The sequence below is a fragment of the Pseudomonas sp. RL_5y_Pfl2_69 genome, assembly GCF_963970465.1.
Classification (GTDB): Bacteria; Pseudomonadota; Gammaproteobacteria; order Pseudomonadales; family Pseudomonadaceae; genus Aquipseudomonas.
This window is the reverse complement of the sequence record NZ_CAXAOU010000001.1, coordinates 15861-36672: the sequence shown is the minus strand read 5'-3', so window position 1 is coordinate 36672 and position 20812 is coordinate 15861. Positions and strand designations below refer to the sequence as shown.

Annotated in this window: 15 protein-coding genes and 4 tRNA genes; 14 read left to right on the top strand and 5 right to left on the bottom strand. The window is 55.3% G+C overall.

The genetic code is table 11. From position 1 onward, the window contains the following. The first annotated feature begins 1 nt into the window (after window position 1). Entirely contained in the window at window positions 2–1207 is a 1206-nt protein-coding gene (locus tag AACY07_RS00175) for an efflux RND transporter periplasmic adaptor subunit (RefSeq protein WP_339473002.1), read from the top strand. 63 nt (window positions 1208–1270) lie between these two features. After that, the gene (locus AACY07_RS00170) at window positions 1271–2800 is read left to right on the top strand and encodes a DHA2 family efflux MFS transporter permease subunit (protein ID WP_133077960.1); all 1530 of its coding nucleotides are present in this window, start codon (window positions 1271–1273) and stop codon (window positions 2798–2800) included. 95 nt (window positions 2801–2895) lie between these two features. On the opposite strand, the gene lpxH is transcribed toward AACY07_RS00170, so the two are convergent. Both lpxH and AACY07_RS00160 read right to left on the bottom strand, forming a co-directional pair. Beyond that, the gene (gene lpxH / locus AACY07_RS00165; RefSeq protein WP_339473001.1) at window positions 2896–3660 is read right to left on the bottom strand and encodes a UDP-2,3-diacylglucosamine diphosphatase; all 765 of its coding nucleotides are present in this window, start codon (window positions 3658–3660) and stop codon (window positions 2896–2898) included. Further along, entirely contained in the window at window positions 3657–4160 is a 504-nt protein-coding gene (locus AACY07_RS00160; RefSeq protein ID WP_019823171.1) for a peptidylprolyl isomerase, read from the bottom strand. Before AACY07_RS00160 ends, lpxH begins: the two co-directional genes overlap by 4 nt. Window positions 4161–4437: 277 nt before the next feature. Here AACY07_RS00160 and AACY07_RS00155 point away from each other — a divergent pair, with 277 nt between their 5' ends. Together AACY07_RS00155 and cysS are read left to right on the top strand one after the other, a co-directional pair. Further along, window positions 4438–6135: a glutamine--tRNA ligase/YqeY domain fusion protein gene (locus tag AACY07_RS00155; protein WP_133077958.1), complete on the top strand. Its 1698-nt coding sequence runs from the start codon at window positions 4438–4440 to the stop codon at window positions 6133–6135. A gap of 22 nt (window positions 6136–6157) precedes the next feature. Then, window positions 6158–7540, top strand: coding sequence for a cysteine--tRNA ligase (cysS, locus tag AACY07_RS00150; RefSeq protein ID WP_133077957.1), 1383 nt, complete (start codon window positions 6158–6160; stop codon window positions 7538–7540). A gap of 117 nt (window positions 7541–7657) precedes the next feature. Here the strand turns inward: cysS and folD are convergent, their stop codons facing one another. Then, a complete protein-coding gene (gene folD / locus AACY07_RS00145) occupies window positions 7658–8512 on the bottom strand; it encodes a bifunctional methylenetetrahydrofolate dehydrogenase/methenyltetrahydrofolate cyclohydrolase FolD (protein WP_235574359.1) in 855 nt (284 codons plus the stop codon). A 280-nt stretch (window positions 8513–8792) separates the two neighbouring features. Between folD and AACY07_RS00140 the strand changes: the two genes are divergently transcribed. The 10 genes from AACY07_RS00140 to AACY07_RS00095 all read left to right on the top strand — a co-directional run bounded on the left by AACY07_RS00140 (window position 8793) and on the right by AACY07_RS00095 (window position 18162). Continuing rightward, window positions 8793–8869, top strand: a tRNA-Arg gene (locus tag AACY07_RS00140). A 40-nt stretch (window positions 8870–8909) separates the two neighbouring features. Then, window positions 8910–8985 (top strand) — tRNA-His (locus AACY07_RS00135). A gap of 56 nt (window positions 8986–9041) precedes the next feature. After that, a tRNA-Leu gene (locus AACY07_RS00130) sits at window positions 9042–9126 on the top strand. 87 nt (window positions 9127–9213) lie between these two features. Then, window positions 9214–9289: transfer RNA gene (locus AACY07_RS00125), tRNA-His, on the top strand. 358 nt (window positions 9290–9647) lie between these two features. Further along, complete coding sequence (tig, locus tag AACY07_RS00120; RefSeq protein WP_133077955.1) at window positions 9648–10958, top strand: trigger factor; 1311 nt, start codon at window positions 9648–9650, stop codon at window positions 10956–10958. Window positions 10959–11048: 90 nt separating this feature from the next. Continuing rightward, on the top strand, window positions 11049–11690 hold the full coding sequence (gene clpP, locus AACY07_RS00115) for an ATP-dependent Clp endopeptidase proteolytic subunit ClpP (protein ID WP_016782312.1): 642 nt from the start codon (window positions 11049–11051) through the stop codon (window positions 11688–11690). Between the two features lie 106 nt (window positions 11691–11796). Next, entirely contained in the window at window positions 11797–13080 is a 1284-nt protein-coding gene (gene clpX / locus AACY07_RS00110) for an ATP-dependent Clp protease ATP-binding subunit ClpX (RefSeq protein ID WP_046809721.1), read from the top strand. Between the two features lie 163 nt (window positions 13081–13243). Continuing rightward, window positions 13244–15640, top strand: a complete 2397-nt coding sequence (gene lon, locus AACY07_RS00105) for an endopeptidase La (RefSeq protein ID WP_133077954.1) — start codon at window positions 13244–13246, stop codon at window positions 15638–15640. A gap of 148 nt (window positions 15641–15788) precedes the next feature. After that, window positions 15789–16061, top strand: a complete 273-nt coding sequence (locus AACY07_RS00100) for an HU family DNA-binding protein (RefSeq protein WP_016782315.1) — start codon at window positions 15789–15791, stop codon at window positions 16059–16061. A gap of 229 nt (window positions 16062–16290) precedes the next feature. Then, window positions 16291–18162: a SurA N-terminal domain-containing protein gene (locus AACY07_RS00095; RefSeq protein WP_133077953.1), complete on the top strand. Its 1872-nt coding sequence runs from the start codon at window positions 16291–16293 to the stop codon at window positions 18160–18162. Window positions 18163–18386: 224 nt separating this feature from the next. Here AACY07_RS00095 and fabI read toward each other — a convergent pair whose 3' ends face one another. After that, window positions 18387–19181: an enoyl-ACP reductase FabI gene (fabI, locus tag AACY07_RS00090; RefSeq protein WP_016782317.1), complete on the bottom strand. Its 795-nt coding sequence runs from the start codon at window positions 19179–19181 to the stop codon at window positions 18387–18389. A gap of 19 nt (window positions 19182–19200) precedes the next feature. Then, complete coding sequence (locus AACY07_RS00085; RefSeq protein WP_339473000.1) at window positions 19201–20811, bottom strand: ABC transporter ATP-binding protein; 1611 nt, start codon at window positions 20809–20811, stop codon at window positions 19201–19203. Between the last annotated feature and the right edge of the window lies 1 nt (window position 20812).

The window sequence follows — 20812 nt, the reverse complement described above, 5'->3', positions numbered from 1 at the left end:
CATGGCTACTGTGCAAACACCGAATGAAACGCAAAACACCCAGGACGCGGGTAATCAGCGCAAGCGCAAGCTCTTGCTCAGTGGCCTGGCGATTCTGGTCATCCTGGCAGGCCTGGGTGTCTGGGGCTGGGAAGAGTTTTATGGTCGCTGGAATGAAAGCACCGACGATGCCTATGTAAATGGCAACGTGGTTGAAATCACGCCTCTTGTCACCGGTACGGTGGTGAGTATTGGTGCGGATGATGGCGATCTGGTTCATGAGGGCCAGGTGCTGATTAATTTCGATCCGAGCGATGCGCAGGTGGGCCTGCAAAGCGCCGAGGCCAACCTGGCGCGTACCGTGCGTCAGGTTCGTGGTCTGTTCAGTGACGTGAAGGGCATGAAGGCCCAGGTGGCTGCTCAGAAAGTCGAAGTGCAAAAGAACCAGGACAACTACAACCGCCGGAAAAGTCTGGCGGCTGGCGGGGCAATTTCCCAAGAAGAGCTGTCCCATGCCCGGGATGACCTGTCTTCAGCGCAAAGCGCCTTGCGCAATGCCGAACAAAAACTCGATACCACCCTTGCGCTGGTCGATAACACCTCGGTGGCCAACCACCCGGATGTGAAAGCTGCTGCAGCGCAGTTGCGTCAGGCTTACCTGGCAAACGCCCGCTCCACCCTGATTGCTCCGGTCACCGGATATGTGGCCAAGCGCACTGTTCAGTTGGGTCAGCGGGTTCAGCCGGGCACCGCGTTGATGGCGGTCATTCCACTGAATCAGCTGTGGATTGATGCCAACTTCAAGGAAACCCAGTTGCACAAGATGCGCATCGGTCAGCCGGTGGACATTGAATCGGATATCTATGGCAGCAGCGTGAAATACAGCGGCACCATCGACAGCATCGGTGCCGGGACGGGCAGCGCATTTGCCCTGCTGCCTGCGCAAAATGCCACGGGTAACTGGATCAAGATCGTGCAGCGTGTGCCGGTGCGTATCCACATCAATGCCGATGAGCTGGCTGCACATCCGCTGCGTGTTGGTTTGTCGACAACGGTTGATGTGAACCTGCGTGATCAGAGCGGCCCGGTGCTGGCCCAGCAGCCGCCGCAAAAAGCCTCGTTCACCACCCATGTCTATGCGCAGCAATTGGCCGAGGCCGAAGCCCTGATTACGCGTTTGATTGACAGCAACAGCGCTGCAACAGGCGATATGGCCGCCCAACGCTGATTCGCCAATCCATGAGCCTCGCCGCACCGGCGAGGCTGCATCCCCGGCTTTAAAGGATTTGCGATGAGTACAAACGCGTCTTTTACCCCTCCCAGCTTGGTAATGGCCACTATTGGTCTGTCGCTGGCAACCTTTATGCAGGTGCTCGATACGACCATCGCCAACGTCGCCTTGCCCACCATCTCCGGCAACCTTGGGGTGAGTTCTGAGCAGGGCACGTGGGTGATTACTTCATTTGCGGTCAGTAACGCGATTGCCTTGCCCCTGACAGGCTGGCTGAGTCGCCGTTTTGGCGAAGTGAAGCTGTTTTTGTGGGCCACAATCCTGTTCGTGCTGGCCTCGTTCTTGTGCGGTATTTCGACCTCGATGCCTGAACTGGTCGGGTTTCGGGTGCTGCAAGGGTTGGTGGCCGGGCCGCTGTATCCCATGACACAAACCCTGTTGATTGCGGTGTATCCACCTGCGAAACGGGGGATGGCATTGGCATTGCTGGCGATGGTCACGGTGGTTGCGCCCATTGCGGGCCCCATTCTGGGTGGCTGGATCACAGACAGTTACAGCTGGCCCTGGATCTTCTTCATCAATATCCCGATCGGTATCTTCGCGGTGATGGTAGTTCGCCAGCAACTGAAGTCGCGCCCCGTGGTGATCACCCGTCAGCCGATGGACTATGTGGGGTTGATTACCCTGATCATTGGTGTAGGCGCGCTGCAGATCGTACTCGACAAGGGCAATGATCTGGACTGGTTCGAGTCCAACTTCATCCTTTTGGGCAGCGCATTGTCGGTGGTGGCACTGGCGGCTTTCATCATTTGGGAAATGACCGACAAGCATCCGATCGTCAACTTGCGCCTGTTTGCCCATCGTAACTTTCGCATCGGCACCATTGTGCTGGTGTTGGGGTATGCCGGGTTCTTCGGTATCAATTTGATTTTGCCGCAATGGCTGCAGACGCAGATGGGCTACACCGCGACCTGGGCGGGTTTGGCTGTGGCACCGATCGGGATCTTGCCGGTGTTGATGTCGCCGTTTGTGGGCAAGTACGCGCATAAATTCGATTTGCGCTTGCTGGCTGGCCTGGCGTTTCTGGCCATCGGCCTGAGTTGCTTTATGCGTGCAGACTTCACCAATGAGGTGGATTTCCAGCATATCGCGATGGTGCAGCTATTTATGGGGATTGGCGTGGCCTTGTTCTTTATGCCGACGCTGACCATTTTGATGTCAGATTTACCGCCGCATCAGATCGCCGATGGCGCTGGGCTCGCAACGTTCTTGCGGACCCTGGGGGGTAGTTTTGCGGCCTCCTTGACCACATGGATCTGGATTCGCAGGGCGGATCAGCATCATGCCTACATGAGTGAAAGCATCAGCGCCTATGACCCGGTGACACGCCATACCCTGGAAAGCCTGGGGGGTGCCAGTACGCCAGCCTACGCTCAGATGGATAAGATTCTGACCAGTCAGGCGTATATGTTTTCCACCGTGGACTACTTCACCATGATGGGCTGGCTGTTTATGGGGTTGATTTTGTTGGTATGGCTGGCCAAGCCACCGTTTGCCGCCAAAGCGGGGCCGGCGACCAGCGGGCATTAAGTGCGTGCGGTGATGTCCGTCGCGAGCAAGCCCGCTCCCACAAGGTGCTAGTGGATATTGCAAGCCCTGTGGGAGCGGGCTTGCTCGCGATTGGCTCAGAGGGTCTTGTCAGGCGGACCGTGTTGCAATTGTGGTGGCGGGGCGAAATCAAACGGCATCAGTTGCATGCCGTGCTCATCCACTTGCAGTACCCAGCCTTGACGGTCCCAGTCGCCGAGAACAATGCGTTTGGCGGCGTGATCTGCAACCAGCAGTTTGTGGATCGCGGGACGGTGGGTATGGCCGTGAATCAAGGTGCGTACGCCAAAGTCAGCCATGATCCGGGGCACTTCCTCGGGGGTCACGTCGACGATGTCATTGGCTTTCATGCGGGTCTGGGCACGGCTTTCGCTGCGCAGTTTGCGCGCCAGTTTATGCCGCGTGCCCAAGGGCAGGTGGCGCAGAATCCACAGAGTGATGGGGTTGCGCAGGTAGCGTCGCAGGCGCATGTAGGCTTCGTCGCGAGTGCACAGGCTGTCGCCGTGCATCAACAACACCGGCTCGCCATAAAAGTCCACAACACTGGGGTCTTTGATCAGGGTGCAGCCAGCCGCTTTACAAAAGGCCTGGCCAAGCAAGAAATCGCGGTTGCCGTGCATCAGAAAAATCTTGGTGCCGGTATCGCTCAATGTTCGCAGCGCTTCACAGATCGAGCGCTGGTAGGGCGTCATCGCATCGTCGCCAATCCAGGCTTCGAAAAAATCACCCAGGATGTAGAGCGCCTGAGCCGAGCGGGCACGCCCGGTCAGGAAATCCAGAAACGCCCGGGTTATGTCCGGGCGCTCCTCTTCCAGATGCAAATCTGAAATCAGCAGTATCACTCAATGATCTCTGCTTTCTCGACGATCACGTCTTCTTTAGGCACGTCTTGGTGACCGGCTTTGGAAGTCGTGGCAACACCTTTGATCTTGTCTACAACATCCTGGCCTTCAACGACTTTACCGAATACGGCATAGCCCCAACCTTGAGCGGTTTTGCCGCTGTGGTTCAGGAAGCTGTTGTCAGCCACGTTGATGAAGAACTGGGCGGAAGCCGAATGCGGCTCCATGGTGCGAGCCATGGCCACGGTGTACTTCTCGTTTGGCAGGCCGTTGTCAGCTTCGTTCTGGATGCTTGGGCGCTTGTCTTTCTTTTCTTTCATGCCTGGCTCGAAACCGCCGCCCTGGACCATGAAGTTACCGATTACACGGTGGAAAACAGTGTTTTCGTAGTGGCCGGCTTTAACGTATTCGATGAAGTTGGCAACGGTGATCGGTGCTTTTTCAGCGTTCAGTTCGATCACGATGTCGCCGTGGTTGGTGCTCAGTTTTACTTTGGTCATGGTCGTTATCGCTCTATCAGAGAATTCGTCGGGCCTGGGCGCGGTGACACGCACCTCAATCCCCCAGGCTGGCTGGGTAGATACAGCCGCGGGCGGAGTTTAGCGTGCCCGCACGGCATTTCGATGGTGTTTTTCCCATATGGGGACTAAAAGCCGGCATTTCAATCGCTTTGATTGAGCACCTGCTCTGTCAGTGACTTGGCGGCATCGGCTATGATAGGCGCTTTGATTTAGTCGGCCGACCCAGGCCGCGCACCCTGTTACGTTCAAGGATCCTATGAGCAAGCCCACTGTCGACCCCACTCTGAATCCAAAGGCTGGCCCTGCTGTCCCGGCCAATTTCCTGCGTCCAATCGTTCAGGCGGACCTTGACTCGGGTAAATGCACACAGATCGTGACCCGCTTCCCGCCAGAGCCAAATGGCTATCTGCACATCGGTCACGCCAAATCCATTTGTGTGAACTTTGGGTTGGCTCAGGAGTTCGGTGGCGTTACGCATTTGCGTTTTGACGACACCAACCCGGCCAAGGAAGACCAGGAATACATCGACGCCATTGAAAGCGACGTCAAATGGCTGGGCTTTGAGTGGTCTGGCGAAGTGCGTTATGCCTCCCAGTATTTCGACCAGTTGCACGAGTGGGCGATTTACCTGATCAAAGAGGGTAAGGCCTACGTTTGCGACCTGACACCCGAACAGGCCAAGGAATACCGCGGCAGCCTGACCGAGCCTGGCAAGAACAGCCCGTTCCGCGACCGCAGTGTCGAAGAGAACCTTGATCTGTTCGCCCGCATGACGGCCGGTGAATTCGAGGACGGCAAGTGCGTACTGCGGGCCAAGATCGACATGGCCTCGCCGAACATGAACCTGCGCGACCCGATCATGTACCGCATCCGCCACGCCCACCATCACCAGACCGGTGACAAGTGGTGCATCTACCCGAACTATGACTTCACGCACGGTCAGTCGGACGCCATCGAAGGGATCACCCATTCGATTTGCACCCTGGAATTCGAAAGCCATCGCCCGTTGTATGAGTGGTTCCTCGACAGCCTGCCAGTGCCTGCGCGCCCGCGTCAGTACGAATTCAGCCGTCTTAACCTGAACTACACCATCACCAGCAAGCGCAAGCTCAAGCAGTTGGTTGACGAAAAGCACGTCAATGGCTGGGATGACCCGCGCATGTCCACGCTGTCGGGTTTCCGTCGCCGTGGCTACACGCCCAAGTCGATCCGTAACTTCTGCGACATGGTCGGCACCAACCGTTCTGACGGCGTGGTTGACTTCGGCATGCTGGAATTCAGCATTCGTGACGATCTGGACCACAGCGCACCCCGTGCCATGTGCGTACTGCGCCCGCTGAAAGTCATCATCACCAACTACCCGCAAGACAAGGTCGAAAACCTTGAACTGCCTTGTCACCCGAAAGAAGACATGGGGGTTCGGGTATTGCCGTTCGCCCGTGAAATCTACATCGACCGTGACGACTTCATGGAAGAGCCGCCAAAAGGCTACAAGCGTCTTGAGCCTGCGGGCGAAGTGCGTTTGCGCGGCAGCTATGTGATTCGTGCTGACGAAGCGATCAAGGACGCCGATGGCAACATCGTCGAACTGCATTGCTCGTACGATCCTGAAACCCTGGGTAAAAACCCTGAAGGTCGCAAGGTCAAAGGTGTTGTGCATTGGGTGCCGGCTGCTGCCAGCGTCGAATGCGAAGTGCGTTTGTATGACCGTCTTTTCCGCTCGCCGAACCCTGAAAAGGCCGAGGATGGCGCCGGTTTCCTGGAAAACATCAACCCTGACTCGCTGCAGGTTCTTACCGGTTGTCGTGCTGAGCCCTCGCTGGGTAATGCACAGCCGGAAGACCGTTTCCAGTTCGAGCGCGAAGGTTACTTCTGCGCGGATATCAAGGACTCGAAACCCGGTCACCCGGTATTCAACCGTACCGTGACCTTGCGTGATTCGTGGGGCCAGTGATCAAGTTTTGAAGGAAAAAGCCGTGCTTACGATCTACAACACGCTCACCAAGAGCAAAGAAGTATTCAAGCCGCTGGACGGTAACAATGTGCGCATGTACGTGTGCGGCATGACCGTGTACGACTACTGCCACATTGGTCATGGCCGCAGCATGATTGCGTTCGATCTGGTGACCCGCTGGTTGCGTTTCAGCGGCTACAACCTGACTTACGTGCGAAACATCACGGACATCGAAGACAAGATCATCAATCGTGCCCGGGAGAACGGCGAGCCTTTCGAGGCGCTGACCGAGCGCATGATCGCGGCGATGCATGAAGACGAAGCGCGGCTCAATATCCTCAAGCCGGATATGGAACCTCGTGCCACGGACCATATCCCTGGCATGCACGCAATGATCCAGACCTTGATCGACAAGGGCTACGCCTATGCTCCGGGCAATGGTGACGTGTACTACCGTGTTGCCAAGTTCATGGGCTACGGCAAGCTGTCGCGCAAAAAGATCGAAGATCTGCGCATTGGCGCTCGCATCGAAGTCGACGAGGCCAAGGATGATCCGCTGGACTTCGTGCTCTGGAAAGGCGTCAAGCCAGGAGAGCCGAGCTGGGAGTCACCGTGGGGTCCTGGTCGTCCGGGCTGGCACATCGAATGCTCGGTGATGTCTACCTGCTGCCTGGGTGAGACCTTCGATATTCATGGTGGCGGGAGCGATCTTGAGTTTCCGCACCATGAAAACGAAATCGCCCAAAGCGAAGCGGCAACCGGCAAGACCTACGCCAATGCCTGGATGCACTGCGGGATGATTCGCATCAATGGCGAGAAGATGTCCAAGTCCTTGAACAACTTCTTCACCATTCGCGACGTTCTGGAGAAATATCATCCAGAAGTTGTGCGTTACCTGTTGGTCTCAAGCCATTACCGTAGCTCGATCAACTACTCCGAAGACAATCTCAAGGATGCGAAAGCGGCCCTGGATCGCTTCTATAACGCACTTAAAGGCCTGCCCAAGGTTGCTCCGGTCGGTGGTGAGGCGTTTGTTGAGCGTTTTACCCAGGTCATGAACGACGACTTCGGTACGCCTGAAGCCTGTGCGGTGCTGTTCGAGATGGTTCGTGAGATCAACCGTTTGCGCGAAACCGACCTGCAGGCAGCTGCCGGCTTGGCGGCGCGTCTTAAGCAACTGGCCGATGTGTTGGGTGTGTTGCAGCTTGAGGCGGATGACTTTCTGCAGGCGGGTGCTGAAGGCAAGATCGATGCGGCTCAGGTAGATGCGTTGATCGAAGCGCGTCTGGCGGCCCGTGCCGGCAAGGACTGGGCAGAGTCTGATCGAATTCGTGATCAACTCGCCGCGATGGGAGTTGTGCTGGAAGACGGTAAGGGCGGGACGACCTGGCGCTTGGCTGACTAGGTTGCTCGTTGTATGAATAAAGGCCCGCCAAGTGCGGGCTTTTGTTTGTCCGGCTTTTGGCGGCGCCAATAACAACGGCACCCGAAGGTGCCGTTGTGTTTGTAGCCGCTTGAACGTTTAGCCGTGCAATGTTTCAGCAGCGTACAGGGTGTTTTCAAGCAGGCAGGCACGAGTCATCGGGCCTACGCCGCCTGGAACTGGAGTGATCCAGCCGGCGCGGGGCAGGGCGGTCTCGTACACCACGTCGCCGACCAGCTTGCCATCAGCCTGACGGTTGATGCCGACGTCGATTACGATTGCGCCTTCCTTGATCCACTCGCCTTTGACCAGGCCTGGTTTGCCGGCAGCCACGACCACCAGATCGGCACGGCCAACATGGCCGGCCAGATCCTTGGTAAAGCGGTGGGTCACGGTCACGGTGCAGCCAGCCAGCAGCAGCTCCATGGCCATTGGCCGGCCAACGATGTTCGAGGCTCCGACAATCACTGCGTCCATTCCGTACAGATCCTGGCCGGTGCTTTCCAGCAGGGCCATGATGCCTTTCGGCGTGCATGGACGCAGCAGCGGGATGCGTTGGGCCAGGCGGCCGACGTTGTAAGGGTGGAAACCGTCGACGTCTTTGTCCGGGCGTATGCGTTCCAGTAGTTTGGAAGCATCCAGGTGGGCAGGCAGAGGCAGTTGCAGCAGGATGCCGTCGATGTTCGCGTCGTCATTGAGACGGTCGATCAGGTCGGTCAAGTCCTGCTGGGTGGTGTCAGAAGGCAGATCATAGGCTTGGGAAAGAAAGCCTACCTCTTCGCAGTCTTTACGCTTGTGCGAAACATAAACCTGGGAAGCAGGATCGCTGCCGACCAGAATCACTGCCAGACCAGGGGTGCGCAGGCCTTGCTCGTGACGCTCGGCGACACGTTTGGCAATCTGCTGGCGCAGGCTGGCGGCAATCGCTTTACCGTCGATTAGTTGTGCAGTCATTACGCGTGATTAACCATCGTAAAGGGTGGAAAAAGGACGTGCATTCTCGCATGCCGTGGCGCGAGGGCAAAGGCGCCTGGTCTGTTTATTGCCCTAACTCCTTTATATTTCTAAACTTTTTTCAAAAAAGAGTTGACGACTTTAAGGCTCGCCTATAACATTCGTCGCACTTGTCGGGCACAGCCTAGCACTGGTTAAGAAGGTAGAGCGAAGTTGTTGTCCAGCTTGGTGATACTGAAAGCACTTGGTTTGTAGTCGTCAAAGAATACAGGCTAACAAGGCGCCCGTAGCTCAGCTGGATAGAGCATCCGCCTTCTAAGCGGATGGTCGCAGGTTCGAGTCCTGCCGGGTGCGCCATTAGGCAGCTTTGGCACAAGTAAGCGGTACAGGCAATATGGTGGGCGTAGCTCAGTTGGTAGAGCACGGGATTGTGACTCCCGTTGTCGAGGGTTCGATCCCCTTCGTCCACCCCATATTTAGAAGGCCGCCAGATTAATAATCTGGCGTCTTTGCTTCAAAAGTTTGAATTGCGGATGTGGTGGAATTGGTAGACACACTGGATTTAGGTTCCAGCGCCGCAAGGTGTGAGAGTTCGAGTCTCTCCGTCCGCACCAAATTTGAACAAAGCCGCTTGTAGCGGCTTTTTTCTTTTGTTTTAACTGCTTTTTGCATCAGGCAAGCAGGGTTTTAAGCGCACTATGGTGGGCGTAGCTCAGTTGGTAGAGCACGGGATTGTGACTCCCGTTGTCGAGGGTTCGATCCCCTTCGTCCACCCCATATTTAAAAAAACGCCAGATTAATAGTCTGGCGTTTTTTTGTATCTGCAGTTTGAAAAAACGGACATATGGGTGTCTCTCGGCGCCTCATTTGTCGCATGCTTAGCGTCCTTTACGATTTGTGTGACAATGCGCGCAGATTGGGTGGCTCCAAAGGCTACCTGTTATCGCCAAATAATCGGTACACGCTTCTATCTATATAGAAGGCGAGGCGAATGGCTGCTTTTACTTAATTTCTGTCGGCCGTTTCTCAGGGTGTTTGCGGTAGGGTGACTTCTTGAGTTTGACCCACTAGAATGCTTGCCCTTGATTATGGGGTCGGAAACGGCCGGCTAATGTCTGTGCAACGAGGAATATCCATGCAAGTTTCTGTTGAAAATACTTCCGCTCTTGAGCGTCGCATGACCATTGGCGTGCCATCAGAGCGTATTGAGGCTGAAGTCAACAAGCGTCTGCAACAGACTGCCCAAAAGGCCAAGATCCCGGGCTTCCGTCCAGGCAAGGTGCCAATGAGCGTGATCCGTCAGCGTTACGAAGCTGATGCGCGTCAAGAAGCTCTGGGCAATGTGATTCAGGCTTCCTTCTACGAAGCAGTGGTTGAGCAGAAGCTGAACCCGGCTGGCGCACCTTCGGTTGAGCCTAAAGTCTTCGAAAAAGGCAAGGATCTGGAATACGTTGCTACTTTCGAAGTGTTCCCTGAATTCGAAGTAACCGGTCTGGACACTATCGCTATCGAGCGCCTGAGCGCCGAAGTGGCTGATGCCGACCTGGACAAAATGCTGGACGTGCTGCGCAAGCAGAACACCCGTTTTGAAGTGACTGACCGTGCTGCCCAGAACGATGACCAGCTGAACATCGATTTCGTTGGCAAGGTTGATGGCGAAGTATTCGCTGGCGGTTCCGCTACTGGTACTCAGTTGGTTCTGGGTTCGGGCCGCATGATTCCTGGCTTCGAAGAAGGCCTGGTTGGCGCTAAAGCTGGCGAAGAGCGCGTTCTGAAGCTGACTTTCCCTGCTGACTACCAGAATCTGGACCTGGCCGGCAAAGAAGCTGAGTTCACCGTGACTGTGAACACTGTTTCCGAGCCTAAGCTGCCTGAGCTGAACGAAGAGTTCTTCGCTCAATTCGGTATCAAGGAAACGGGTCTGGAAGGTTTCCGTGCCGAAGTTCGCAAGAACATGGAGCGTGAACTGCGTCAGGCTATCAAGTCCAAGGTCAAGAATCAGGTAATGGACGGTCTGTTGGCTGCCAACCCGATCGAAGTGCCTAAATCCCTGCTGTCCAACGAAGTTGATCGTCTGCGTGTGCAGGCAGTTCAGCAGTTCGGCGGCAACATCAAGCCTGATCAACTGCCAGCTGAGCTGTTCGAAGAGCAAGCCAGCCGTCGCGTAGTTCTGGGTCTGATCGTAGCTGAAGTGGTCAAGCAGTTCGACCTCAAGCCTGACGAAGATCGCGTTCGCGAAATGATTCAGGAAATGGCTTCCGCATACCAGGAGCCAGAGCAGGTTGTAGCTTGGTACTACAAAAACGACGCTCAATTGAACGAGGTTCGTTCGGTTGTGCTGGAAGAGCAAGTTGTGGATACTGTTCTGCAGAAGGCTAAGGTGACCGATAAAGCGGTCTCTTACGAAGAAGCTGTCAAGCCGGTGGAAGCTCCACAAGCCGACTGATTTCTGACTCGTTAGAAAACACAACCATAAGCCAGCCTCGAGCTGGCTTATGCGTATCCAGACAAGACTATTTGGGAGTGACTGCCGGACATGTCCCGCAATTCTTATATTCAGCAGAACTCTGATATCCACGCCGCTGGCGGCCTGGTCCCGATGGTTGTCGAGCAGTCCGCCCGTGGCGAGCGCGCCTATGACATCTACTCGCGCCTGCTCAAGGAACGAATCATCTTCCTGGTCGGCCCTGTAGAAGATTACATGGCCAACCTGGTTGCGGCGCAGCTGCTTTTCCTTGAAGCCGAGAACCCGGACAAGGACATCCATCTTTACATCAACTCCCCAGGCGGTTCGGTGACTGCAGGCATGTCGATCTACGACACCATGCAATTCATCAAGCCTGACGTGTCGACTATCTGTATCGGTCAGGCGTGCAGCATGGGTGCCTTCCTGTTGGCCGGTGGCGCACCGGGCAAGCGTCACTGCCTGCCTAACTCGCGCATGATGATTCACCAGCCACTGGGCGGTTTCCAGGGGCAGGCGTCGGATATCGACATTCATGCCAAGGAAATCCTCAACATCCGTCATCGTTTGAACTCGCTGCTGGCTCACCACACGGGCCAGACCCTCGAAACCATCGAGCGTGACACTGAGCGTGACAACTTCATGAGCGCCGAGCGTGCAACCGAATACGGTTTGATCGACTCTGTGTTCAGCAAGCGTCAAATGCCCGCTTAAGCAGCTCAAATGTGGGTGGTTGGGTTAACCGACCACCTGCGGGCTTGAAAAAGCCCGCAGTTGCCTTCATCTTGTGTTGCAAGCCTATCGGATTTGGATCGATCGAATGACTGACACCCGCAACGGCGAGGACAACGGCAAATTGCTCTATTGCTCCTTCTGTGGCAAAAGCCAGCATGAAGTGCGCAAATTGATTGCCGGCCCCTCGGTCTTTATCTGCGACGAATGCGTTGACCTGTGCAATGACATCATCCGTGAGGAGGTGCAGGAAGCCCAGGCCGAGAGCAGCGCGCATAAATTACCTTCGCCAAAAGAAATCAGCGGCATCCTTGATCAATACGTCATTGGTCAGGAACGTGCCAAAAAGGTTTTGGCTGTAGCGGTGTACAACCACTACAAGCGCCTTAACCAGCGTGACAAAAAGAACGACGACGTCGAACTCGGCAAGAGCAACATTTTGCTGATCGGCCCAACCGGCTCGGGTAAGACCTTGCTGGCAGAAACCCTGGCTCGTCTGCTGAATGTGCCTTTCACTATTGCTGACGCGACCACGCTGACTGAAGCTGGTTACGTGGGTGAAGACGTTGAGAACATCATTCAGAAGCTGCTGCAGAAATGCGATTACGACGTAGAGAAAGCCCAGATGGGTATTGTCTACATCGATGAAATCGACAAGATTTCGCGCAAATCTGACAACCCTTCGATTACCCGTGATGTTTCCGGTGAAGGTGTGCAGCAGGCTTTGCTCAAGCTTATCGAGGGCACCGTGGCTTCCGTTCCGCCTCAAGGTGGTCGCAAGCACCCACAGCAGGAGTTCTTGCAGGTTGATACCCGCAACATTCTGTTTATCTGTGGTGGTGCGTTCTCGGGCCTGGAGAAGGTTGTGCAGGCCCGCTCGACTCGCGGCGGCATCGGCTTCAGCGCTGAAGTACGCAGCAAGGAAGAGGGCAAGAAGGTTGGCGAATCCCTGCGTGAAGTCGAACCTGATGATTTGGTCAAGTTTGGTCTGATCCCCGAGTTCGTGGGTCGTCTGCCTGTTCTGGCGACGCTTGATGAGCTGGACGAAACTGCTTTGATGCAGATTTTGACCGAGCCTAAAAATGCGTTGACCAAGCAGTACGCGAAGCTGTTCGAGATGGAAGGTGTTGATCTCGAGTTCCGTGCTGACGCCTTGAAGGCCGTAGCCAAGCGTGCTCTGGAGCGTAAAACTGGCGCTCGTGGCCTGCGTTCGATTCTTGAAGGCGTGCTGCTCGACACAATGTACGAAATCCCCTCGCAATCCGAGGTGAGTAAAGTTGTGATCGACGAAAGCGTTATAGAAGGCAAGTCCAAGCCGTTGTTGATCTATGAAAACAACGAAGCGACTGCCAAGGTTGCACCTGACGCGTAAACGTAATGCCGGGCATTACACCTTGCGTGTTAAAGAAGGGGCCTTCGGGCCCCTTTGTTTTTCCTGTCGTTCAACGCTTGTTTTTTTTCAAGACTGCCCCCATCTTGGCTTCAAGCTTACATCCATCTGATTACGGCCTTTTGGCCGCCGTAGAGGCGAAATCATGAAGACAACCATCGAATTGCCTCTCCTGCCGTTGCGTGATGTTGTTGTATATCCGCACATGGTGATCCCACTGTTCGTGGGACGCGAGAAGTCGATCGAGGCCCTTGAGGCTGCGATGACGGGCGACAAGCAGATTCTGCTGTTGGCTCAAAAGAATCCGGCTGACGACGATCCGGGCGAAGATGCGCTCTATCGCGTCGGCACCATTGCAACTGTCCTGCAACTGCTCAAGCTCCCGGACGGTACGGTCAAAGTGCTGGTCGAGGGGGAGCAGCGCGGTGCAGTTGAGCGTTTTGGCCAGGCAGATGGTTATCTGAGTGCCGAAGTCTCCTTGATTGATGAAGTGGCTGCCCCGGATCGTGAATCCGAGGTCTTCGTTCGCAGTCTGCTTTCGCAGTTCGAGCAATACGTGCAGCTGGGCAAAAAAGTCCCGGCCGAGGTTCTGTCTTCGCTTAACAGCATTGATGAGCCAAGCCGCCTGGTCGATACGATGGCCGCGCACATGGCGCTGAAAATCGAGCAGAAGCAGGAAATCCTCGAAATCATTGACTTGCAGGCCCGGGTTGAGCACGTTCTGGCACTGCTGGATGCCGAGATCGACCTGCTGCAAGTGGAAAAGCGCATTCGTGGCCGTGTCAAAAAGCAAATGGAGCGCAGCCAGCGCGAGTACTACCTGAATGAGCAGATGAAGGCCATTCAGAAGGAGCTGGGCGATGGTGACGAAGGTCACAACGAAATCGAAGAGCTGAAAAAACGCATCGACGCTGCGGGCTTGCCTAAAGACGCAATGGCCAAGGCCCAGGCAGAGCTGAACAAGCTCAAGCAAATGTCGCCAATGTCTGCAGAAGCCACTGTAGTGCGCTCCTACATCGACTGGCTGGTGCAGGTGCCGTGGAAGGCGCAGAGCAAGGTGCGTCTGGATCTCAAGCGCGCTGAAGACATTCTGGACGCAGACCACTACGGTCTGGATGAAGTCAAAGAACGAATCCTCGAATATCTCGCTGTGCAAAAGCGCGTGAAGAAAATTCGTGGCCCAGTTCTGTGCTTGGTCGGTCCTCCGGGCGTAGGTAAAACCTCGCTCGCCGAGTCCATTGCCCACGCAACAAACCGTAAATTCGTACGTATGGCCTTGGGTGGCGTGCGAGATGAAGCAGAAATTCGTGGTCATCGTCGTACTTACATAGGCTCGATGCCAGGAAGATTGATTCAAAAGATGACCAAGGTTGGAGTGCGCAACCCGCTGTTCCTTCTTGATGAAATCGACAAGATGGGCAGTGACATGCGCGGCGATCCGGCTTCGGCATTGCTTGAAGTGCTTGATCCCGAGCAGAACCACAATTTCAATGACCATTACCTCGAGGTCGATTACGACCTGTCCGATGTGATGTTCCTGTGCACCTCCAACTCGATGAACATCCCGCCAGCGTTGCTGGACAGGATGGAAGTCATTCGTCTGCCTGGCTACACCGAAGACGAAAAAATCAATATCGCTGTCAAATACCTGGCTCCAAAGCAAATCGAAGCCAATGGCTTGAAGAAGGGCGAGCTAGCATTTGACAACGAAGCAATCCGGGACATCATCCGTTACTACACCCGCGAAGCCGGTGTACGTGGCCTTGAGCGCCAGATTGCGAAGATTTGCCGCAAGGCGGTCAAAGAGCATGCGATGGAAAAACGCTTTGCTGTTACCGTGACCCCAGAGCTGCTTGAGCACTTTTTAGGCGTAAGAAAATTCAGCTACGGCTTGGCCGAGGTTCAGGATCAAATCGGTCAAGTGACCGGTCTGGCATGGACTCAGGTGGGTGGCGAATTGCTGACCATTGAAGCGGCCGTAGTGCCCGGAAAGGGCCAGTTGATCAAGACCGGTTCGCTGGGTGACGTGATGGTAGAGTCAATCACCGCTGCGTTGACGGTGGTCCGAAGCCGTGCCAAGAGCTTGGGTATCCCGTTGGATTTCCACGAAAAACGCGATATTCACATTCACATGCCGGAAGGCGCGACGCCTAAGGATGGCCCTAGTGCTGGTGTGGGGATGTGTACTGCTCTGGTCTCGGCATTGACCCTGATTCCGGTACGCGCCGATGTTGCCATGACCGGTGAAATTACCCTTCGTGGTCAGGTACTCGCGATTGGTGGTCTGAAGGAAAAATTACTTGCTGCACACCGTGGTGGCATCAAAACTGTAATTATCCCTGAAGAAAACGTTCGTGATTTGAAGGAAATTCCTGACAACATCAAACAGGATCTTCAGATTAAACCCGTTAAATGGATTGACGAGGTCCTGCAAATTGCGCTGCAATACGCCCCGGAGCCCTTGCCGGATGTGGCTCCCGAGATTGTTGCCAAGGACGAGAAACGAGAGTCTGACTCTAAGGAAAGAATTAGCACGCATTAATACGGATTCGCCTGATGGGCTTTCTTGACGCTTTTTAGAGCCCTTGTTATAAAGCGGCTCTATAAGTGTCCGTAAGTGCTTCAGCAGTCGTTTTGCTTTTACCAAAAAACTTTAGAAACATACTCAGATAGATATAAGGGGACTTAGAGTGAACAAGTCGGAACTGATTGATGCTATCGCTGCATCTGCTGATATCCCGAAAGCTGCAGCTGGCCGTGCGCTGGACGCAGTAATCGAATCCGTCACTGGCGCTCTTAAGGCTGGCGACTCTGTGGTACTGGTTGGTTTTGGTACTTTCTCTGTAACCGATCGTCCTGCTCGTATTGGTCGTAACCCACAGACCGGTAAAACGCTGGAAATTCCTGCTGCTAAAAAACCAGGCTTCAAAGCCGGTAAAGCACTGAAAGAAGCGGTTAACTAAGTTTCTGTAACACTTTTTACCCAACCGGGTCAGGCGCACGCCAGGCTTGGCAGCGGAGCGGTAGTGCAGTCGGTGGCTACATCGTCGTGTCACGCCGGGGGTCGCGGGTTCGAGCCCGGTCCGCTCCGCCAGTTACGAGAAGGCGCATCCTCGGATGCGCCTTTCTTCTATCCGGACTCTACCCACGCTCCACGGTTGCTCATTATGCAAGACCGTTTCTGGGGGAAGCATGCTGCAAAATATCAGGGACAATTCACAAGGCTGGATTGCCAAGACCATCATCGGTGTCATCGTCGCGTTAATGGCGTTGACTGGTTTCGATGCCATTTTTCAAGCCACCTCTACCAGCCAGGATGCCGCCAAGGTTAACGGTGAAGAAGTCACTCAAGTTGAGCTGAGCCAGGCCGTCGACATGCAACGTCGTCAGTTGCTGCAGCAGCTGGGCAAGGATTTTGACTCTTCGTTGCTGGATGAAAAAATGCTGCGTGAAGCGGCCCTCAAAGGGTTGATTGATCGCAAGCTGTTGCTGCAAGGCGCTAAAGACGCGAAGTTTTCGTTCTCTGAGGCCGCTCTGGATCAAGTCATTCTGCAAACCCCTGAATTTCAGGAAGATGGCAAATTCAGCCCTGAGCGTTTCGATCAGGTGATTCGTCAACTGGGTTACGGCCGTCTTCAGTTCCGCGACATGCTGGGCCAGGAAATGTTGATTGGTCAGTTGCGTGCCGGTTTGGCAGGCAGTGGATTTGTGACCGATGAGCAGGTCAATGCTTTTGCCCGTCTCGAAAAGCAGACCCGCGATTTCGCTTCTGTGAACATCAAGGCCGACCCGGCTGCGGTGAAGCTGAGCGATGACGAAGTCAAGGCTTACTACGACGAGCACGCCAAGGAGTTCATGACTCCTGATCAGGTCGTGATCGACTATATCGAGTTGAAGAAATCTTCTTTCTTTGACCAGGTGGCCGTGAAAGACGATGAACTGCAAGCCTTGTATCAAAAGGAAATCGCTAACCTGGCTGAACAACGCCGGGCTGCGCATATCCTGATTGAAGTCAACGACAAGGTCAGCGACGAGCAGGCCAAAGCCAAGATCGCCGAGATTCAGCAGCGTCTGGCCAAAGGTGAAAGCTTCGAGGCTTTGGCCAAAGAGTTTTCCCAGGATCCGGGCTCGGCTGCCAATGGCGGTGACTTGGGCTTTGCAGGGCAAGGTGTCTACGACCCTGTGTTCGAAACTGCAGTCTATGCGTTGAAGCAGGACCAGGTTTCGGAGCCGGTGCGGACCACCTACGGTTACCACCTGATCAAGTTGCTGGGCGTCGAAGCACCTGAAGTGCCGAGCTTTGCCAGCCTGAAAGACAAGCTGACCCATGACCTGAAAACCCAGCAGGTCGAACGCCGCTTTGTGGATGCAACCAAGCAATTGGAAGACTCTGCATTTGAAGCGTCCGATCTGGTTCAGCCTGCTCAAGAGCTGAAACTGACCGTGCATACCTCTGCGCCATTTGGTCGTGAGGGTGGTGAAGGTATCGCAGCCAACCGCGCTGTGATTCAAGCCGCATTCAGCACCGAAGTGATGGATGAAGGTGCTAACAGCACAGCTATCGAGCTCGATCCTGAGACCGTAGTCGTGTTGCGCGTCAAGGAGCACCGCAAGCCGGAGCAGTTGCCGCTGGAAGCTGTTGCCTCGAGCATCCGGGCACAACTGGTCAAAGAGCACGCAAGTGCAGCGGCCAAAACCCGCGCTGAAGAAATCATCAAGGAACTGCGCGATGGCAAACTGCCGTTGAATCAGCCAATTGATGGTCAGTCGTGGAAGGTCCAGGAAGCAGTTGCCCGTGGTCAGGAAGGTATTGATCCGGCCGTGCTGCAAGCTGTGTTCCGCATGCCCAAGCCTGTATCCAAGGACAAGCCGACATTTGGCAGTGTGACCTTGGCTGATGGCAGTGTCGTTGTATTGCGCCTGAATGGCGTCAACGACGCGGTAGCGCCGACGGAAGAAGAGAAGGCCTCGTACCGTCGCTTCCTCGCTTCACGTGTTGGCCAGCAGGACTTTGCTGCCTACCGTAAGCAGTTGGAAAACGAAGCCAAGGTTGAGCGCTACTAAGGGTTCTCCCGCTTCACTGAAAATGGCCGCTCATTGAGCGGCCATTTTTTTTGCCTGTTTTCAGTGGGAGAGCGGGTTGCTCGCGATCAAGCGGCGCGATGTATCAGGCAGACTGTGTTGATGCTATCGCGAGCAAGCCCGCTTCCAAAGGCAATCGCAGTGCAAAAAAACGCCCGGTGCATTCAATGCACCGGGCGTTTTGATTGGCGGCTACAGCGAAGGTTTTACTCTTCGAGGCTGCCCATAGCGGTGGTGTTGAAGCCGCCGTCTACGTACATGATTTCACCGCTGATGCCCGACGCCAGGTCGGAGCACAGGAAGGCGCCGGCATTGCCGACCTCGTCGATGGTGACGTTACGACGCAGAGGAGTCTGCGCTTCGTTGGCCGCCAGCATTTTGCGGAAGTTCTTGATACCCGACGCTGCCAGGGTGCGGATCGGGCCTGCCGATACGCAGTTAACGCGAGTGCCCTCAGGGCCCAGGCTGCCTGCCAGGTAACGTACGCCCGCTTCCAGGCTGGCCTTGGCCATGCCCATCACGTTGTAGTTAGGCATGGTGCGTTCTGCACCCAGGTAAGACAGGGTCAGCAGGCTGCCGTTGCGGCCTTTCATCATCGGACGACCGGCTTTGGCCAGGGCCACGAAGCTGTAGGCGCTGATGTCGTGAGCGATGCGGAAGCCTTCACGGGTGGTAGCGTCAGTGAAGTCGCCATCCAGCTGGTCGCCAGGAGCGAAACCTACGGAGTGAACGATGCAGTCCAGACCGTCCCACTTCTTGCTCAGGTCTTCGAAGACCTTGGCGATTTCTTCATCGCTGGCAACGTCGCAAGGGAAGCACAGTTCAGGGTTTGAACCCCAACCTGCTGCGAATTCTTCAACACGACCTTTCAGCTTTTCGTTCTGATAAGTGAAAGCCAGTTCGGCGCCTTCACGATGCATGGCGGCAGCAATGCCAGAAGCGATGGACAATTTGCTAGCGACACCAACGATCAGTACGCGCTTACCGGTGAGAAAACCCATGTGTTGTTCCTCTATCAGGTTAATCGACAGCCACTGGTGCCAAAAAGGCGGCTTCCAGCAGCTGTTGTGTATATGGATGTTGCGGTGAGGCAAAGATACTTTGCGCATCACCCTGTTCGACCACTTGGCCATGCTTGACCACCATCAACTGGTGGCTCAGCGCTTTGACGACAGCCAGGTCATGGCTGATAAACAAATACGTCAGGTTGTGCCTGGTTTGAAGTGATCGCAGCAGCTCCACGACCTGGCGTTGTACTGTCCGATCCAGCGCTGAGGTTGGTTCGTCCAGTAAAATCAGCTCCGGCTTCAAAACCAGGGCGCGGGCAATGGCGATTCGTTGCCGTTGTCCGCCTGAAAACTCGTGAGGGTAACGGTGCCGGGTTTCCGGATCCAGACCTACTTCTCGCAAGGCTTCAATAATTGCAATTTCCTGCTCTGCATCCGTGCCCATACGGTGAATGCGCAACCCTTCGCCGACAATCTCGCTGACGCTCATGCGAGGGCTGAGACTGCCAAACGGATCCTGGAACACCACCTGCATTTCCCGTCGCAGCGGCCGGACTTCTTTCTGCGACAAACAGTCTAGCCGTTTGCCCTCAAAACGGATCGAACCCTTGCTGGCAATCAAACGCAAAATCGCCAGACCCAGGGTCGACTTGCCCGATCCACTTTCACCCACAATGCCCAGGGTCTGGCCCTGTGGCAGGCTGAAGTTGATTCCGTCCACTGCTTTGACGTGATCGACGGTCTTACGCAACAGCCCTTTTTTGATCGGGAACCAGACTTTCAGGTCCTCGACTTGCAGCAATGGCGGGCCCGCAACCGTGTTGGCCGGGCCTCCACTGGGTTCTGCACTGAGCAGTTCCCGGGTGTAAGGATGTTGCGGCGAACGGAACAGCTGCTCGCACGATGCTTGTTCGACGATTAAACCGCGCTGCATGACACATACTCGGTGCGCAATTCGTCGAACAAGGTTCAAATCGTGACTGATCAGTAACAGCGACATACCCAGGCGGGCTTGCAGATCCTTGAGCAAATCGAGAATTTTAAGCTGCACCGTGACGTCCAGCGCCGTGGTGGGTTCATCGGCAATCAACAGCTCTGGCTCATTGGCCAGGGCCATCGCAATCATTACACGCTGTCTCTGGCCGCCTGAGAGCTCGTGTGGGAGGGCCTTCAGGCGCTTGTGAGGCACAGGGATGCCAACCAGGTCCAGAAGCTCCAGCGTGCGCTGTGTGGCCGCCTTGCCGGTAAGCCCTTTGTGAATGCCCAGCACCTCATTGATTTGTTTTTCAATACTGTGCAGCGGGTTCAGTGAGGTCATGGGCTCCTGAAAAATCATCGCAATGCGATTGCCACGAATATGGCGCAGCTTTTTCTCGTCCAGGCTCAGCAAGTCCTGCCCGCCATAGGCAATGCTGCCGCTGGGGTGACGGGCGAGCGGGTAGGGCAATAACCTGAGGATCGAATGCGCGGTCACTGACTTCCCGGACCCGCTCTCGCCGACCAGGGCCAGGGTTTCCCCGCGCTTGATATCAAAGTTGATGCCTTGCACCACACGCTGCGGTGTTTCACCGGCGATGAACTCGACGGAGAGATCGCGCACTTCGATCAGATTGTCTTGTGTCATC

What these genes read in the sequence shown, in the direction of transcription:
- AACY07_RS00175 (WP_339473002.1), top strand. Translation starts at nt 2, where the DNA reads ATGGCTACTGTGCAAACACCGAATGAAACGCAAAACACCCAGGACGCG.
- AACY07_RS00170 (WP_133077960.1), top strand. Translation starts at nt 1,271, where the DNA reads ATGAGTACAAACGCGTCTTTTACCCCTCCCAGCTTGGTAATGGCCACT.
- AACY07_RS00160 (WP_019823171.1), bottom strand. Translation starts at nt 4,160, where the DNA reads ATGACCAAAGTAAAACTGAGCACCAACCACGGCGACATCGTGATCGAA.
- AACY07_RS00155 (WP_133077958.1), top strand. Translation starts at nt 4,438, where the DNA reads ATGAGCAAGCCCACTGTCGACCCCACTCTGAATCCAAAGGCTGGCCCT.
- folD (WP_235574359.1), bottom strand. Translation starts at nt 8,512, where the DNA reads ATGACTGCACAACTAATCGACGGTAAAGCGATTGCCGCCAGCCTGCGC.
- tig (WP_133077955.1), top strand. Translation starts at nt 9,648, where the DNA reads ATGCAAGTTTCTGTTGAAAATACTTCCGCTCTTGAGCGTCGCATGACC.
- clpP (WP_016782312.1), top strand. Translation starts at nt 11,049, where the DNA reads ATGTCCCGCAATTCTTATATTCAGCAGAACTCTGATATCCACGCCGCT.
- clpX (WP_046809721.1), top strand. Translation starts at nt 11,797, where the DNA reads ATGACTGACACCCGCAACGGCGAGGACAACGGCAAATTGCTCTATTGC.
- lon (WP_133077954.1), top strand. Translation starts at nt 13,244, where the DNA reads ATGAAGACAACCATCGAATTGCCTCTCCTGCCGTTGCGTGATGTTGTT.
- AACY07_RS00095 (WP_133077953.1), top strand. Translation starts at nt 16,291, where the DNA reads ATGCTGCAAAATATCAGGGACAATTCACAAGGCTGGATTGCCAAGACC.
- fabI (WP_016782317.1), bottom strand. Translation starts at nt 19,181, where the DNA reads ATGGGTTTTCTCACCGGTAAGCGCGTACTGATCGTTGGTGTCGCTAGC.
- AACY07_RS00085 (WP_339473000.1), bottom strand. Translation starts at nt 20,811, where the DNA reads ATGACACAAGACAATCTGATCGAAGTGCGCGATCTCTCCGTCGAGTTC.